This window comes from Pedobacter humicola (assembly GCF_056490705.1).
In genome coordinates, this window is the sequence record NZ_JBWJIG010000010.1 from 118,409 (window position 1) to 135,048 (window position 16,640).

Sequence of the window (16,640 nt, forward strand, 5' to 3'; positions counted from 1 at the left end):
AACCAAATGAAAAAGATAATTTACCGTCTAGGTGCGTGTCTGCACGAAACGAATCAAGCAAAAAAAATCATCTATCTGTTGCTATTGGTAACCGCATTTAATAGCGCATGTAAAAAAGCATCAACTGATGCTGGTATCGATCCTTTACCTACCAATCAAAAAGCCGATTTACCTGCCGGGGCCAAAGACGGGGTGGTATTTATCAATAACGGAACATCAGCCCTGGTAAGCCTATATGCCCCAGGCAAAAAATCAGTTTCGCTGATCGGCGAATTTAACAATTGGTCTACCACAGCGGCATCAATGAAAAATACAACTGATGGGAATTACTGGTGGATTCAGATTGATAATTTAAACCCGAATACCGAATACGCTTATCAGTTTGATGTGGATGGGAATTTAAAAGTGGCCGATCCTTATTCCGAAAAAGTACTAGATCCAGATAATGATCAATATATCACGGCTGCAACGTATCCAAATTTAAAAACTTATCCTACAGGTAAAACCACTGGTATTGTAAGTGTAATGCAGGCCAACCAGCCAACTTATACCTGGAAAAATACCAGTTTTACCCGTCCTGCTAAAGATAACCTGATAATTTATGAATTGCTGGTCCGCGATTTTACCACCGATCACAATTATGCCTCAACATTGGCCAAACTCGATTATTTAATCGGTTTAGGTATCAATGCAATTGAACTAATGCCTGTAAATGAGTTCGAGGGCAATTTAAGCTGGGGGTATAATCCATCATTTTATTTTGCTCCCGATAAATACTACGGGACCAAAACTGCGCTACAAAATTTTATCGATGAATGCCATGGCCGTGGCATTGCGGTGATTATGGATATGGTATTAAATCATTCATTCGGACAATCGCCCATGGTACAATTGTATTTCGATGGTTCAAAACCAACCACTTCGAGCCCATGGTTTAACGTTGATGCCAAACACCCATTTAATGTCGGTTACGATTTTAACCACGAAAGCCAGGCCACTAAAAAATTCTCGAAGGATGTAATGAAGTTTTGGATGCAAGAATATAAGATTGATGGTTTCCGTTTCGACCTTTCAAAAGGATTTACACAGAAACAATCAACAAATGATGATCAGTTTAAACTATACGATGCCAGCCGTATTGCCATTTGGAAAGATTATAATACTTTTATTAAAAGTGTAGATGCCAATAATTTTTATGTGATTTTAGAACATTTTGCAGAAGAATCGGAAGAAAAGGTATTGGCCGATGATGGCATGATGCTTTGGAACAACCTCAACGTAAACATGAACGAAGCCACCATGGGATGGCTGGGTAATTCGAATTTTCAATGGGGATTTTATGCCAACCATGGCTTTACCAAGTCTGATGGCCTGGTTACTTATGGCGAAAGTCATGATGAAGAAAGATTGAATTTTAAAAATATTACTTATGGAAATGCTTCGGGCAGTTATGTAATTAAAGGAAATTTAACGACTTCTTTGAAAAGGGAAGAACTGGCAGCGGCATTCTTATTCAGTATCCCGGGACCGAAAATGGTGTGGCAATTTGGAGAACTCGGTTACGACATCAACATCGACTTTAATGGAAGAACCGGTGAAAAACCAATTAAATGGGATTATTATACCGATCCTAACCGGAAGGCACTGTATGATGCTTACGCCAAATTTATCCGCTTGAAGAAAAATAATAGCATTTTTAATTCTGCTAATTCAACTTATAATTTAGCTGGAGGAGTCAAATATATCAAATTAACGGAAGGTGCTAATACAGTTGTGGTGGTTGGTAATTTCGATGTAGTGAGTCAAACGGCTAGCATTGATTTTGGATCAGCTGGCAACTGGATCGATGCCGTTGGAAGCAGCGTTAATCTTTCATCGAATGTCTATAATGGAACATTGGCTCCCGGAGAATATCACATTTTTAGTAAAACCGCTTTGAAGTAACACTAAAACCTATCAGGTTTCAAAACCTGATAGGTTTTTAGATAATTAGTCCATATCGGCCAGCAACTCTTTTAACCGTTTTAGGTACCGGCCAAAATATAGATTGAAAGAGTACCTGCTCAGAACATAATGTACGCCGATTGTCCCTGCATAAATCAATAAACGTAGGGGGAACAGAATCGATTTTATAATCTCTATCCCTGGTATTAAACCCGTATTGTTATTCTGGATTAATAACTCCGTAATGATAACCAATATCAAAATTGCTGCTCTTGTAAGGCCAAGGTAAAGGTTGTTGTTGCTGATCAGCTGTTTTACCTTTCTTTGAAAATCATTTTTAACTGCACCCTCACTGTTTTCCAGCATATTGATCAGTTTAAGATTGAAATAATAATAAATCGTTGTTAGAGGGAGTACAATAAATGCCATCCAAACCAATAACTGGTTTTTCATATCGGGTACGGTGGCGGTCATTACGGCTAAAAAAACAATAAGTAGGGGCAATGTAATTAATTGTCTTTTCGACATTGTTTTCAGATCGGCTAATGGAGATTCCATCTCTTTTTTTGTTGCAGATATAATGTCGAATTCGTTGCGGGTTAAATCTGCTGAAACAATGTTCCAGCTATTTTTTAAGTGATCTAGTTCCATCTTATTTATTTTTTGGTAAAGGTTCTTAATTTGTCTTTTATACGGTTCATTTTTACCCTGAGCGTTGCATTGCTGATGCCTAAGATTTCTTCCATTTCATCGTATGATTTGTCTTCCAGGTACAGCATCACGATTGATTTCTCCACATCATTTAACAGTTGTATGGCAGCGTACATCTGTTGGTGCTGCTCTTCTTTAAGTCCAACATCCTCTTCATAAGGGATCTGGATACTTTGAAGTTCTACATCGTTGGTTTGGATGTTACGCTTTTGTTTGCGGAAATTCGTAAGTGCAGTATTGATTGCAATGCGGTATAACCAGGTGCTGAATTTAGCCTCGCCCCTAAACTTTGGATAGGATTTCCAAAGCTGGATAATAATATCCTGATATAAATCCTGAATATCGTCGTGGTTGTTTGCATACATGCGGCAAACTTTATAAATCAAAAGTTTATAATCTTTTAATTGTGTTTCAAATGTTATTTCTAAATCTGTCTTTTTCAAAATCTAATTTTGCCTGATCAGTATACTCTTTTGAAAAAAAGTTACAGTGATGGATTTTTTTTATGCAAATAGGTATAGAAAATTACAATGATCAAAATATGTAAGTAATAATCTTGTTGTTTTTAGTTAATATTGTGATAACAACTAACAAATTAATGGAGAACAAATTAGCGCATCACTTATTATGGGAACGATTACGTACTGGCGATAAAGATGCATTTTTTGATCTCTACTCGGCGCTCTATTATCCATTGGTAAATTTTGGGATCAGGGTTTGTGCCGATGCCGATACTTCGAGTGAAGCTACTGATCTTGTTTTTACCACCATTTGGGAGAAACATGAAAGCCTAAGCCGTGTCGAAAATGTTGAGGCCTATCTCCGTACCTTTCTTAAACGCAAATTGCTTAGAATCCTCGAAAGAAAACGCAAAATTAACGACGCGCTTTTTAATGCCGGGGCCGATGGCGATTGGATGGAAATGAGTTATGAAGAGTTTATTGTTAAAGTGCAGAGTGATGAACTCGTGCAACATCAGCTTAAAAATGCATTGGAAAAACTAACCTTCCGCCAAAAGCAATTGATCCACCTGAAGTTTTTTGATGGATTAAGTTACGAACAGATAGCTGAGCAGAGCAACCAGACAATTAAAACCGCTTATAATACGATTTACGATGCGCTTAAAATCCTGAGAAAGGAATTTAACGCGTAAATCATTTCCAAAGTTTAGCAGGGTTTTGGAATGGAAAAACTTAGGAATCTAAAGGGATAGTCCGTGCAGATTATGCTTTAATCTTAACATTTGTTTTTATCCGAAAATCAGCGGTCTGTTTTTCATTGGTGCTGTAGTCCTGCCATCGCTTGTAGTCCTCGTTCCGCTGTGCTTCACTGTGGGCTACCCGCTCTGTCAGGTCTATTTACAACAGACCGTTCCTGTAAATTGCCCATCCAACCCTCAATAGTAAAACAGCCTGGGCCACCTAAACCTGATTGACGCGAAAATCCTTTTTTGTCACCTGGGCGTAGCAGAAGTGCAAAAAAGATTGTAGCAAAAAGCAGGACGGACATTAAAAAAGCTACTGCAACTGCTTTCCAAAAAACAATTAAGCATTATTTGAAGGTTTAAAAAACACTCCTTTGTACTTCTGAAGTTTCATTTATGCAAATTAAATTTCTTCGTTATAACCCAATCAGGGCATATATTTCGTCATGTTAAAAAAAAGTTAAAATTTCCTTAGGAAAAAGTAAAGCTTTTAGGCACTGATATATAAAAGGCAAAAAGAATGGTTGATAGAAGTAGATTCAATGCAGAAGACTTTCTTGTTGATAGCACTTTCCAGCAATATTGTGCTGGAACAGATCAGCTATGCATTGGATATTGGGAGAAATACATTAGTGCCCATCCAGAACAGACAGCGGTAATTGGAGAAGCAAAAAAACTGTATGTGATTTTAAGCGGGAACAAACGCCCGTTAAATATACAGGCAGAAAGTTTTAAGGAAAGTATGTTTCCTGAAGAAAAAGTGGTTAAACTCAACCCTTATTTATGGCTTAAAATTGCTGCGGCAATAGTTGTGGCAATTGGTTCAGTACTGATTTATAACAACTATACCACTTACAATGGTAAAAAGGGTGAAGTACAGGTAGTGAATATTTTTACTACTAAAAGTGGTGAGCGTAAAAAAATCAGGCTTCAGGATGGCACTTCGGTATTGTTGAATGCCAAAAGTACTTTATCGATTGGCAAGGGGTTTAACGATCAATGTAGGGAGGTCACATTAACTGGTGAGGCTTTTTTTGATGTAACACACAATAAGGATAAACCATTTAAAGTGCATACCTCAGATTTTAATATCAATGTGTTGGGTACCGCTTTTAACGTAAAAGCCTATTCAGACGAAGCTACTTCTGAAGCGACGTTGATCCGTGGTTTAATTACCATGGAGGCCGTAAACGGAAATGGCGGACTTATTACTTTAAAACCAAGTCAGAAGGTTACTTTTTATAAAAATATTGCCCCAAAACAAGAAAGTAAACTGATTAAACCCACAGCCCCACAGCCAGAAATTACCATTAACCATTATACCAAAATAAAAGATAGTACCATCGTAGAAACGGCCTGGACGCAAAACCGGATCGAAATTTACGATCAGGATTTTGATGAAATTAAAAATGTTCTGGAAAAATGGTACAATGTGGAAATCAAATTTACAGATCCTGCCATAGAAAAGTACCGTTTTACGGCAACCATTACAAACGAAAGCATCGAAGAAGTTTTACGTGCTTTACAAGCAACTGAAAATAATTTTAAATATGAGATAAAGGGAAATCAGGTAATCATCTCAAAATAGGAAAAAAAGGACGGTGTTGGAGCACCGCCCTTAACAATTTCTCTTTTGATTAATTAATGGCAGTTTATGCGCAAACAGATTGCTGCCAAGAACTTATGCAACCAAAAAAAACAAAAATATGATTTATTATTACTTACTGCAAGGGCGTCCCAAATATAAAGCGCTCCTAAAATTCATTATGCTAATGAAACTAGCCTGTATTATGGTTTTCATTACCTGTCTTAATGTTTCGGCATCGGTTTTTTCTCAGGAAAAGATTTCTTTGGATGTTAAGAAAACAAAGTTGGCCAGGGTATTACAGATTATTGAACAGCAAAGCAGTTACCATTTTGTTTACAGTTCTTCTTATGTTCCGGTAAATAAGGATGTGAGCATTACGGTAACCAACACTTTGGTAACGGATGTGTTGGCAGCTATTTTAAACAGAACGAACCTGAAATATTCTGTTTCTGATGGTGGCTTGATTGTGATTAGCAAAAATAAAGAAGTTCCGATTTCTGGAACGGTGAAGGATGCACTTGGAGGGGCACTACCTGGGGCAACGGTTAGGGTTAAGGGAACGGGCATTGGTACGTCTACCGATGTGAACGGTAAATTCTCCTTAAACGCACCTGAAAATGCAGTTTTGGTCGTTTCTTATGCGGGTTTTCAAACGAAAGAAATTTCAATTGGATCACAAACCAGTATCGCTATCGTATTGTCGGAAGATACCAAACAGCTTACAGATGTAGTGGTTACCGCTTTGGGTATCAAAAAAGAAAGAAGGGCTTTGGGTTATTCGGTTACACAGATTGGTGGCGAAACTTTAACGCAGGCGAGAGAAAATAACATTACTAACTCTTTGGTAGGTAAAGTAGCTGGTTTAGATATTGCAGGTACTTCGGGCGGTGCCGGTGCCGCAACTAACGTTACCATTCGCGGGGTATCCAGTTTAGGTCCATCTAGTCAGCCATTATACGTGGTAAACGGTATTCCAATGGAAAGTGCACCAGTAGGTTTTGGTAGCACAATTGGTATTGGTAATAATGGTGGACAATACGATAATGCTCCGGATTTGGGAGATGCGATCAGCAATTTAAATCCAGATGATATTGAAAGTATTTCGGTACTTAAAGGCGCCGCGGCTTCGGCACTTTATGGTAACAGGGCAAAGGCGGGTGTAATTTTGATTACCACCAAAAGTGGAAAAGGAAACAGTATCGAATTTAGCAGTAATTATGTTGCCGAACAGGTAATGGATAGAACCAATTGGCAATACGTTTATGGCCAGGGCGCCAATGGGGTAAAGCCTGCCGATGCGACGGCAGCCGCGCAAGTGGGCGGTTCGAGCTGGGGAGCAAAATTAGATGGATCTAACGTGGTTCAATTTGATGGGGTAAGCAGACCTTATTCGGCCCAGGAAAATAATATCGAAGATTTTTATAGAACAGGGGGAACCTTTACCAATACCCTGGCATTAAACAAATCTTTCACTGGAGGTGTAATGCGCTTATCGGCAAGCGATTTGACCAACAGGTCGGTTGTACCGAATTCGGGTCTAAACAGGCAAAATTTCACCTTATCAGGTACTTTCGATCCCATTAAAAATTTGGTAATTGATGCTCGCTTCAACTATATTTTAGAACAGGCAAATAATCGTCCAATGGTTTCGGATGGTGCAGGTAATGCCAATTATAACGCGGCGTTTTTACCAACCAGTGTAAACATCGCAAGTTTAAAACCAGGAACAAAGGCCGATGGATCTGAACTTTCGTACAATACAGGTAATACCTATGCCACCAACCCTTGGTTTGCCGCTTACGATTTTATCCACAATACCAAAAGAGAACGTTTAATGAGTTCGGTAAATGCAAAATATACCTTTGATAACGGTTTGTTTTTACAGGCACGTGCAGGTAGGGATTCTTACAATGATAATTATTTGGGCATTACCCCATCAGGTACTGCTTATGATGCTGATGGAGGATATACCGAACAGATCAGTAAATTTTCCGATATTAATGTCGATGCGTTAATTGGTAAATCTTTTAAAATCGATGATTTTTCAATCACACCTAATTTTGGTGCGAGCTATCGCCGTACCAAAGGTGCCGGAACCACGAATACTGGCGGATCTTTTCAGATTTTTGGTGTGTACAATTTAGCGAATACCGGAGGTAAGGCCGTTGGTATTTATCAGACTGATCAGGAAACACAATCGGTTTACGGAACCTTAGAGTTAACCTATAAAGACATTTTATATTTAACAGGGAGTGCGCGCAACGACTGGTTTTCTACCTTGGCAACCCCAGGGAAAGATAATAAACTCAATAGTATCTATCCTTCTGTAAGTGGTTCATTTGTTTTCTCTGAGTTATGGAAACCATCTTTTTTGAGTTTTGGTAAACTTAGGGCGGGTTATGCAATGGTTGGACAAGCCACTTATCCGTTTCAAACCCAGCTATATTATAATTTACGTAGTGAAACCGTTAATGGAAACTCGTTGGGTAATATTGTTAATGCCGCAATTCCAAACGCTACTTTAAAAGCATCAAGTGCTACAGAATTGGAGATTGGTACGGAGATGAAATTCTTCGGCGATCGCCTTAGCTTCGATTTTACCTGGTACAATAAAAAATCGAAAGATGAAATTCTGGCTGTTCCCGCTTCTACAACAACAGGTTATAACGCCGCGATTTTAAACATCGGTCGGTTACAGAATAAAGGAGTAGAAGCCTTAGTATCTGGTGTGGTGTTAAAGAATACAGATTTTAGCTGGACCTCTACTTTAAATGGTTCCTATAACGATAATAAAGTGTTAACACTTGCTCCTGGTACGGCTTCGCAACCACTAGCTACCTCAAGAAGCAATGTAGGTTTTTTACAAAACCTTGAAGGATTGGCTATTGCACAGGTAATGGCTTACGACTATAAGTACGATGGCAATGGCAATATTGTGAAGGGTGCCGACGGAATCCCGGAAAGAGGCGAATTGAAACCTTATGGTTCGGCATACAATAAATGGACTGCCGGTTGGAATAATGAGTTCAACTACAAAGGTATTAATCTTTCCTTCCTGATCGACGGTAAATGGGGTGGCAAAATTTTCTCAGCAACTGATTATTATGGTTATGTGTTCGGCTTACATCAAGCAACGCTCGAAAACCGCGATGCATTGGATGCTGCCGCTGCTGCTGATCCTACCAAACCAAATGCGGCAACTTATTACGGCAATTTCGCTAATAATGTATCAAAACAGTTTGTACAAGATGCAAGTTTTATCAAATTCCGTCAGGTTATCCTGGGTTATAATTTCCCTGCAAAACTATTCAATAATAAGATTAAAGGTTTAAATGTAAGTTTCGTTGGCCGTAATTTATTTATCCTCATGAAGAAAACCGATAACATCGATCCCGAATCGAGCTATAATGCTACTATTCCGGGCATGGAGTTAGGTGGTGTGCCACCAGTGCGCACCTATGGTTTAAATTTAAGCGTTAAGTTATAATCCTTTAAACGAATTTGAAAATGAAAACGATCATAAAATTATATGTACCACTTTTATTGTCTGGATTAGCCCTGATGACTGGTTGTACAAAAGACTTTGAAAAAATTAATACAGATCCAACAGCCATTGGCCAGGAACAATATAACCCGAACTTTCTTTTATCTACAGCTCAGTTAAATTATACCGGGAGCATCGATTTTGCTTACGAAACCTGGAGGGGAAATTTAATCTATGCCTCAACCATGATGCAGGGCATGTCGTCTGTTATTAGTTATTGGGCAGGAGATAAATACTTGCTTAACGAAGGTTACACCGCGGCTTATTGGGAAAAAGCTTATCCCGATCAGGTTAAATATGCTGCCGATCTGGTTGAATTTACCAAAGGTAAAGCACAATACAACAATGTTTATCAGATGGGCAGGATCTGGAAAGCCTTGATTTTTGAAAGGTTAACGGATCTTTATGGCGATGTGCCTTATTTTGATGCAGGAAAAGGTTATTACACTGCAAATCTGTATCCCAAATATGATTCGCAGCAAGTTATTTATGCCGACCTGTTAAAAGAGGTTGATGAAGCCAGCACGGCACTAAATGCAAGCGGCGACAAAGTTACGGGCGACCTTGTTTTCGGCGGTGACATCGCAAAATGGAAACGTTTTGGCAATAGTTTGATGTTGCGTATGGCCATGAGGCTTACCAAAGCCGATGCAACATTGGCACAAAACTATATCAACAAAGCGGTAGGTAAAACCATGACCAGTGACGCTGATAATGCATTTTTTAAACACGATGCCAATGGCGACCGTGTAACTAAAAACAGAAATTCGCAGGTGCTTTTGGGAGACGGCGGACAAGAGAATTTTTATACGCGCTGGAGCAGTACCTTTATCAATTATTTAAAAACCAATAACGACCCGCGTTTAGGTAAGGTTGCTGTAACCAAGCTATATTTAACCGATGGAACTAAGGATCAAAATCCTGCTTTCATTACAACTGCTGCAGTACAAAAGGGCATGCCAAACGGCAAAGATTTAAGTGGTATTGCAGGCAGAGATGTACGTCAGGATCCTTCTTATACAGATTTTACCGATTATTCCTCACCGAATCCCGGTATGTTGAAAAAGGATGGCAATACATTTATTTTAACCTACGCAGAAACAGAGTTGCTTTGGGCAGAGGCTGCACAGCGTTACAATATTGGCGGTAGCGCAGCTACACATTACAATGCAGGTGTAACTTCGGCTATGACCTATTTATCCCAGTACGACCCATCAATGGCTGTTAGTGCTACTGATGCTGCTGCATATCTGGTGGCCCATCCTTATGTGCCGGTAAATGGTTTGGATATGATTGCTACTCAATACTGGGCACATACCATTACGATGTTGGATTTTTACGAAACCTGGTCTAACTGGCGGAGAACAGGCATGCCTGCTCTAACCCCGGTGGTTTATAGTGGTAACGCAACCAATGGAACCATTCCACGCAGGTTTCCTTATCCACTTTTTGAGGGCGTTACGAATGCCGTTAATTACAAGGCCGCCTCAGCTGCTGTACCTGGAGGTGATAAGCTTACAGGTAAAGTGTGGTGGGATAAATAATAAAAATCATCCCGGTTATTTTACCAGCCGACATTGCTTATGCAGTGTCGGCTTTTTTGCTTTAGGTATCTTAAATTGCCCATCAAACGTTTGCGCATAACTTGTTTAAGTGTATGGAAAAGTTTAGTTTATCTTTAACCTATACATATGGTTTTTAACCTTATGCCATAACAAGCGGACTTAAAACTAAACGCTCATTAATTCATCATTATACATGAAAAACATTCTATTCACGGTTGGTTTAATCGTCATCACCCAGGGTTTTTTATTCGGTCAAACCGATAGTACAGTTGTTCAAGCCATACCAAATATTCAGGCAATAAAGACTGGTGATCGGAAAATTGTTTTTCCAGAAAGCCCTAAAGATTATTCACTGGTATTTAAAGGAAGTAACCGTGCACCGATTGTTAACCCGTCTGGTGCTATCACAATGCCTCTGGTGGCAACAAAGGTGAATCTGTATTTCGAATTGATCAGTAAGGTAAGTGATTCGATAAAATTTGATGTATCAAAAGAGATTGTTGTTCCGGGAAAATTCCCCGACAGCGGTATTAACCCACAACCCTTTGTTATTCCGGCTTTACGCGAATGGCATGGTGGTAAAGGGATTTTTTTTTTAACAGCCTCCAGCAGAATTGTATTGAATGCTGCGGATGAGAAACAGCTGCGAAATGTTGCTAATATTTTAAAGCAAGAATTAAAAGATCAATTGGGTTTTAAGGTGTCGATTGTAAAGGGTAAAGCTAAGAAAGGTGATATTTTATTAACCTTAAGTGCAAAAGATAAGAGCCTTGGTGAAGAGGGATACTATTTTAATGTAGATGAGTATATAAGCATCAGTGCCGTAAAATATCAGGGATTATTTTGGGGAACACGGACTTTGCTACAATTATTGGAGCAGAAAAACAGTATCCCTAAGGGATTGGCCAGAGATTATCCGGAGTTTGAAGTCCGCGGATTTGTACTCGATGTTGGCCGTAAATTCTTTAGTCTGCAATTTTTGAGGGATTATGTGAAATTCATGTCTTATTATAAACTGAACGATTTTCAGATCCATTTAAATGATAACGGTTTTAAAAAATATTTCAATGATAACTGGTCTGAAACCTACTCGGCTTTCCGTTTAGAGAATTCAGCCTATCCGGGCTTAACTGCAAAAGATGGTTCTTATACCAAAAAAGAATTTATGGCTTTACAACAGTTGGCCAATGATTACGGAGTACGCATTATTCCCGAAATTGATGCTCCGGCACACGCACTCGCTTTTACCAAAGTGGTTCCCGCGATTGGTAGTAAGGCTTACGGAATGGATCATCTCGATCTCCATAACCCGCTTACCTATACTTTTATGGAAAATATATTTAAAGAATACATTTCTGGCAGTAAACCTGTGTTTATGGGGAAAGCTGTTCACATCGGAACCGATGAGTACGCCAAAAAAGATGCAGAAGTTTTTAGGGCCTTTACCGATCATATGATTAAATATGTAGAAGGTTTTGGAAAAGATGTACGGCTTTGGGGTGCATTGACACATGCGAAAGGCACTACACCCGTAAAAGTAGGAAACGTGGTGATGAATACCTGGTATAATGGTTATGCTGATCCTGTTGCGATGAAGAAACTAGGATATAAACAGATCAGTACGCCTGATGGCTGGCTATATATCGTGCCCGCGGCAGGTTATTATTACGATTACCTGAATATTAAAAACCTGTATAATAAATGGACGCCCTCAATGATTGGCGACGTCCGCTTTTCGCCCGGTGATCCGACCATATTGGGTGGCTCTTTTGCCGTGTGGAATGATATTGTAGGTAATGGCATTACAGAAAAAGACGTGCACGACAGGGTGTTTCCTGCCATGCAGGTATTGTCGCAGAAAATGTGGGGAGGAAGCAATACGCCTTTAAAGTTTGATGAATTTAATGCCTGGAGCAAGAAAATAGGAGAAGGCCCGTCACTAAACATCAGTGGAAAACTATCCAAAAAAGAGGCACCATTTACAGCTCATTTTACTTTTGATGAAAAAGACGAAAAAATCACAACCATAGGTGCAGTTTATGCCTCGGGATATTTAAAAAATGCACTATCGTTTTCCGGAGAAAATAGTTACGCTAAATTACCTTATGCTGAAATTGGTTATGATTACACGGTTTCATTTTGGGTAAACCCAACTGATCACAATGCCGATGATGCCGTATTATTTAAATCAGCAAATGCCGTTGTAAAATTAAAACAGGCAGGTACTGGGAAATTGGGGTTTTCGAGAGAAGGTTATAATATCGATTTCGGATATACTTTACCTGAAAATAGCTGGACACATGTTGTAATAACAGGCACCAATAAAGGCACCAGCCTCTATATTAATGGAAAGCTAGAAAAGAAATTGTACGATAACTGGATGGTGTTTACCGACAAGGACAAAACAAAAATGCGTAAATCAGAAACCCTGTTTTTTCCACTTCAAACCGTGGGAGGCTTTAAAGGAAAACTTGATGAGTTAAAAATCTGGAATAAGGTATTGTCAGACGAAGAAATTTCGGCCCTAAAATAATGTAAAACACGCGTAGGTAAAATCGATTTATGACAGGCCGACTTTGCAATGAGCATTGTCGGCTTTTTTATGTGCTTTAGCTTGGGGCACAAATCAAACAAACGTTTGTGTTGCATTTTGTTGCTATTTTAAAGCGCGCAATTATCCCGTTTTTTAATCTGATTATTATTCTATAAAATAATCCTTAAATTATCTTGTCCTAAGATTTTAGGTGACATTTTTCTGAGATTTGTCTTAAAAATTAGGCAAACGTTTGCGCATTGTTTTGAGAAAAAATGTCAATTGTTTGACCTTATCTTTAGTTAACCAAGCAACTAACGCGCCCAATAACCACTTGTTAAATTTTACTTTAAAAATTACAAGAAGCAACTAATCCTAATTTAATAAATTTCTATGACCAAATTTTACACCCGAAAAATCGGCCTTTTTACCGTTTTTCTACTGGTTGTTACATCCGTATCAGCCCAGTTAAAAATAACCGGAACTGTCAAGGGGGCCGATGATGGCCAATCGCTACCCGGCGTATCCGTAAAAGTGAAAAATACAGTAACAACCGTAAGTACTGACGGAAATGGGCGGTACAGTGTTACAACTGCCAAAGATGCCACTTTAATTTTCAGCTACGTTGGCTATAAATTAAAAGAGATCCAGGTAAATGGACGTAGCGAAATCAATGTTAGCCTTAATCCCGATCAACAATCATTAACAGATGTTCTGGTAATGGGATATCAACAGGTGAAACGCAAGAACTCTACCGCTGCGCTCTCCACGGTTACCAGTAAGGATATTGAGAATCTGCCGGCAGCCAGCGTAGATGTGCTCTTGCAAGGTAAGTTGCCGGGGGTAAACGTTCAAAATTTTACTGGGCAACCAGGTGTAAGTACCTCCCTGATGGTGCGTGGTAATACCAGGATCATGTCGGCAGGAGAATTTGATGGTGACAGAGCTTTTAGTAATCCGCTGTATGTAATCGATGGATTACCGATTTCTGAAGACGAAGTTGAAGCCTTTACTCAAACGGGAACTAATTTTCTAACCTCTCTGAATCCAAACGATGTAGAGTCCATTGATGTGTTAAAGGATGCATCTGCTGCTGCCATTTATGGATCGAGGGGTGCAAACGGCGTAATCCTGATTAAAACCAAAAGAGGAGTTGCAGGGGTGCCGAAAGTTAGTTTTAATACTTATTACGGAGTTGTTAAACAGCCAGATTTTCTGGAAACCGTTATTGGCGCGGAAGAAAGAAGGCGTAAACTAGATCTGATCTACAATTATGGTAATCCTACACAGTTAAGAGATCGGGTTCCGATTATGTTAACAGATAGCTTAAATCCATCATTTAACAACAATAACAATTGGCAGGATTTATTTTATCAAAACGGGACGGTATCCAATCAGGACTTAGCCGTTTCGGGTGGAAGTGAAAAATTCAACTACCGTTTTGGTGTTGGCCATTATAATGAAAAAGGAATAATTAAGGCAACGGGTTATGAGCGTTATTCAATAAATGCCAATTTGGGAGCAAACTTTAGTGAAAAGTTCCAGATGCAAACCTCGCTAAGGTTAAGCAGGGGATTAAGAATGGTTGGCAGGGTAAGGCCTGAGGAACAGGGTTACCGCAATTCTTTCAAAATTAATCCTGTTGGCATGCCTTCTTCGTTATTTTACTTATCCGACCAGGATAGGGCCGACATAGAGGCACCCTATGAAACGGTAAGGAACAGTAATGCCGATAATAACGTGAGTATCGTGACCAAACTAACTTACAACATCGTTAAAAATCTCTCTTTTAATACGGAGGGCGCAATCAATTATAGTTCATCAAAACGCGACTTTTTTAGTCCGGCAAGAAGCGAATACAACGGCAGGGCCTATGCATATTCTGGTTTTAGTGAAGGTTTAAAATATCTAATCACGAATACCCTGTTATATAATTTTAGCATCAACGAAACCCACAACATCAATTTTCTTGCTGGCCAGGCTTTCGAGAACCGTGATAACCAGTCGCTGTCGGTTGCTGGTGAAGGTATTCCGAATGATAATATAAAAGTTGTATCAGGTGTGGCCCAAGGCGATTTATCTGGCGGGTCTGATCACTCTACCTATTCAAAACTATCTTTCTTTGGAAGTGCACATTACGATTATAAAGAAAAATACCTTTTCGACTCGTACCTCAGGGCTGATGCCTCATCCAGGTTTGGGCGCAACAACAGATGGGCCGTTTTTCCATCATTCTCGGCAGCCTGGGTGGCAACAGAAGAAAATTTTATGAAAAATATTTCATGGATTGATTTGGCCAAGGTTAGGTTTAGCTGGGGTTTGAGTGGTGATGAAGCCAGCATTGGCGATAACGATCGTTACAACAGCTTTTCACTTGGTGGAGCAGGTTACAATGGCAGCAGTGCCGGTACTTACGATGGCGTTCCTGTAATCTACCCAAACTTTGATAAGTTAACCAACAATAATTTAACATGGGAAGAATCTTCTCAAACCAATATTGGCCTTGATGTAGACCTCTTTAAACACCGTTTAAGTATAACCGCTGATGCTTATATCAGAAACACGACCGGGCAAATGTTAAAAGTATTGGTTCCTGAAACTTCGGGCTTCAGTACCTCGTTAAGTAATGCCGCGGGTGTTCGAAACTCAGGACTTGAATTCCAGATTTCTGGCAGGGTTTTTAGGCCAGAATCTGCTTTTCAATGGAGCCCTTCTATTAACATCTCATTCAATAGAAACATTGTTACCGCACTTCCAAACGGAAACCGCGATCTGTACAGTAACGGTACTATCTATGTTGTAGGCAAGCCGTTAAATATGTACCAGATGTACATTACCGATGGGGTAATTAATTCCATTAATGATCTGTTGGTAAATCCATATACCGGGCAGGTAGGAAATACCAAATGGGGAACATTGATTTTAGGTATGCCAAAATGGAGAGATATTAGCGGCGATTACAAAATATCTGATAACAATGGCGAAAACGATATTACCTTTTATGGTGATCCAAATCCGAAAGCCACAGGGGGTATCAACAATGCTTTCAGGTATAAAAACTTCTCTTTATCCATTTTCACCACTTTTACTTTAGGTCGGACTATTGTGAACAATACCTTGGCGCAAAGATTATCGAACGGGTTGTTTTATGGTAATCCAGAAGATCTGGCTAGGGCATCTATCGGGGATTATGAACAATATAACTATTGGAGAGCGCCTGGCGACAATGCGACTTTCCCTGCATTAAACCCTTTTGCAGGTTTATATGTGTTTAGAAGCGCCCAAACCTTTTATGTAGAACCAGGCTGGTATGTAAGGATAAAGAACGTAAACCTGGGCTATGATTTTGTGCCGAAAAGCAATCCGTGGATGAAAAAGCTTAGCATTAACCGCCTAAAACTTTACGCTATGGCAGATAACCTGGTAATGTTCCAGAAATTTTCAGGGATTGACGCCGAAGCCGTAAATGCCCAGGGCTACGATTTTGGCGATGGCTATCCCATCCCTAAAAAATACACATTAGGTATTCAGGTAGAATTTTAAAAATTAAG

General features: G+C 39.5%; 9 protein-coding genes. 7 read left to right on the forward strand and 2 right to left on the reverse strand.

The genetic code is table 11. The features are described 5' to 3' along the window. The first annotated feature begins 6 nt into the window (after positions 1 to 6). Positions 7 to 1,944, forward strand: a complete 1,938-nt coding sequence (locus AC04Q1_RS16350; protein ID WP_478365652.1) for an alpha-amylase family glycosyl hydrolase — start codon at positions 7 to 9, stop codon at positions 1,942 to 1,944. Between the two features lie 45 nt (positions 1,945 to 1,989). Here AC04Q1_RS16350 and AC04Q1_RS16355 read toward each other — a convergent pair whose 3' ends face one another. Further along, positions 1,990 to 2,595 carry a hypothetical protein gene (locus AC04Q1_RS16355; protein WP_478365653.1) on the reverse strand — a complete coding sequence of 202 codons (606 nt, stop codon included), beginning with the start codon at positions 2,593 to 2,595 and terminating at the stop codon, positions 1,990 to 1,992. A 5-nt stretch (positions 2,596 to 2,600) separates the two neighbouring features. Further along, entirely contained in the window at positions 2,601 to 3,098 is a 498-nt protein-coding gene (locus AC04Q1_RS16360) for an RNA polymerase sigma factor (protein WP_478365654.1), read from the reverse strand. A gap of 155 nt (positions 3,099 to 3,253) precedes the next feature. On the opposite strand from AC04Q1_RS16360, the gene AC04Q1_RS16365 reads away from it, so the two are divergent. The 6 genes from AC04Q1_RS16365 to AC04Q1_RS16390 all read left to right on the forward strand — a co-directional run bounded on the left by AC04Q1_RS16365 (position 3,254) and on the right by AC04Q1_RS16390 (position 16,632). Beyond that, positions 3,254 to 3,808, forward strand: a complete 555-nt coding sequence (locus AC04Q1_RS16365; RefSeq protein WP_478365655.1) for an RNA polymerase sigma factor — start codon at positions 3,254 to 3,256, stop codon at positions 3,806 to 3,808. 571 nt (positions 3,809 to 4,379) lie between these two features. Further along, positions 4,380 to 5,447: a FecR family protein gene (locus AC04Q1_RS16370; protein WP_478365656.1), complete on the forward strand. Its 1,068-nt coding sequence runs from the start codon at positions 4,380 to 4,382 to the stop codon at positions 5,445 to 5,447. Between the two features lie 178 nt (positions 5,448 to 5,625). Continuing rightward, positions 5,626 to 8,934 carry a SusC/RagA family TonB-linked outer membrane protein gene (locus AC04Q1_RS16375; RefSeq protein WP_478365657.1) on the forward strand — a complete coding sequence of 1,103 codons (3,309 nt, stop codon included), beginning with the start codon at positions 5,626 to 5,628 and terminating at the stop codon, positions 8,932 to 8,934. A gap of 20 nt (positions 8,935 to 8,954) precedes the next feature. Beyond that, positions 8,955 to 10,535 carry a SusD/RagB family nutrient-binding outer membrane lipoprotein gene (locus AC04Q1_RS16380; protein WP_478365658.1) on the forward strand — a complete coding sequence of 527 codons (1,581 nt, stop codon included), beginning with the start codon at positions 8,955 to 8,957 and terminating at the stop codon, positions 10,533 to 10,535. Positions 10,536 to 10,749: 214 nt separating this feature from the next. Further along, a complete protein-coding gene (locus AC04Q1_RS16385; protein ID WP_478365659.1) occupies positions 10,750 to 13,089 on the forward strand; it encodes a family 20 glycosylhydrolase in 2,340 nt (779 codons plus the stop codon). Positions 13,090 to 13,482: 393 nt separating this feature from the next. Beyond that, a complete protein-coding gene (locus AC04Q1_RS16390; RefSeq protein WP_478365660.1) occupies positions 13,483 to 16,632 on the forward strand; it encodes a SusC/RagA family TonB-linked outer membrane protein in 3,150 nt (1,049 codons plus the stop codon). The last annotated feature ends 8 nt before the right edge of the window (positions 16,633 to 16,640 follow it).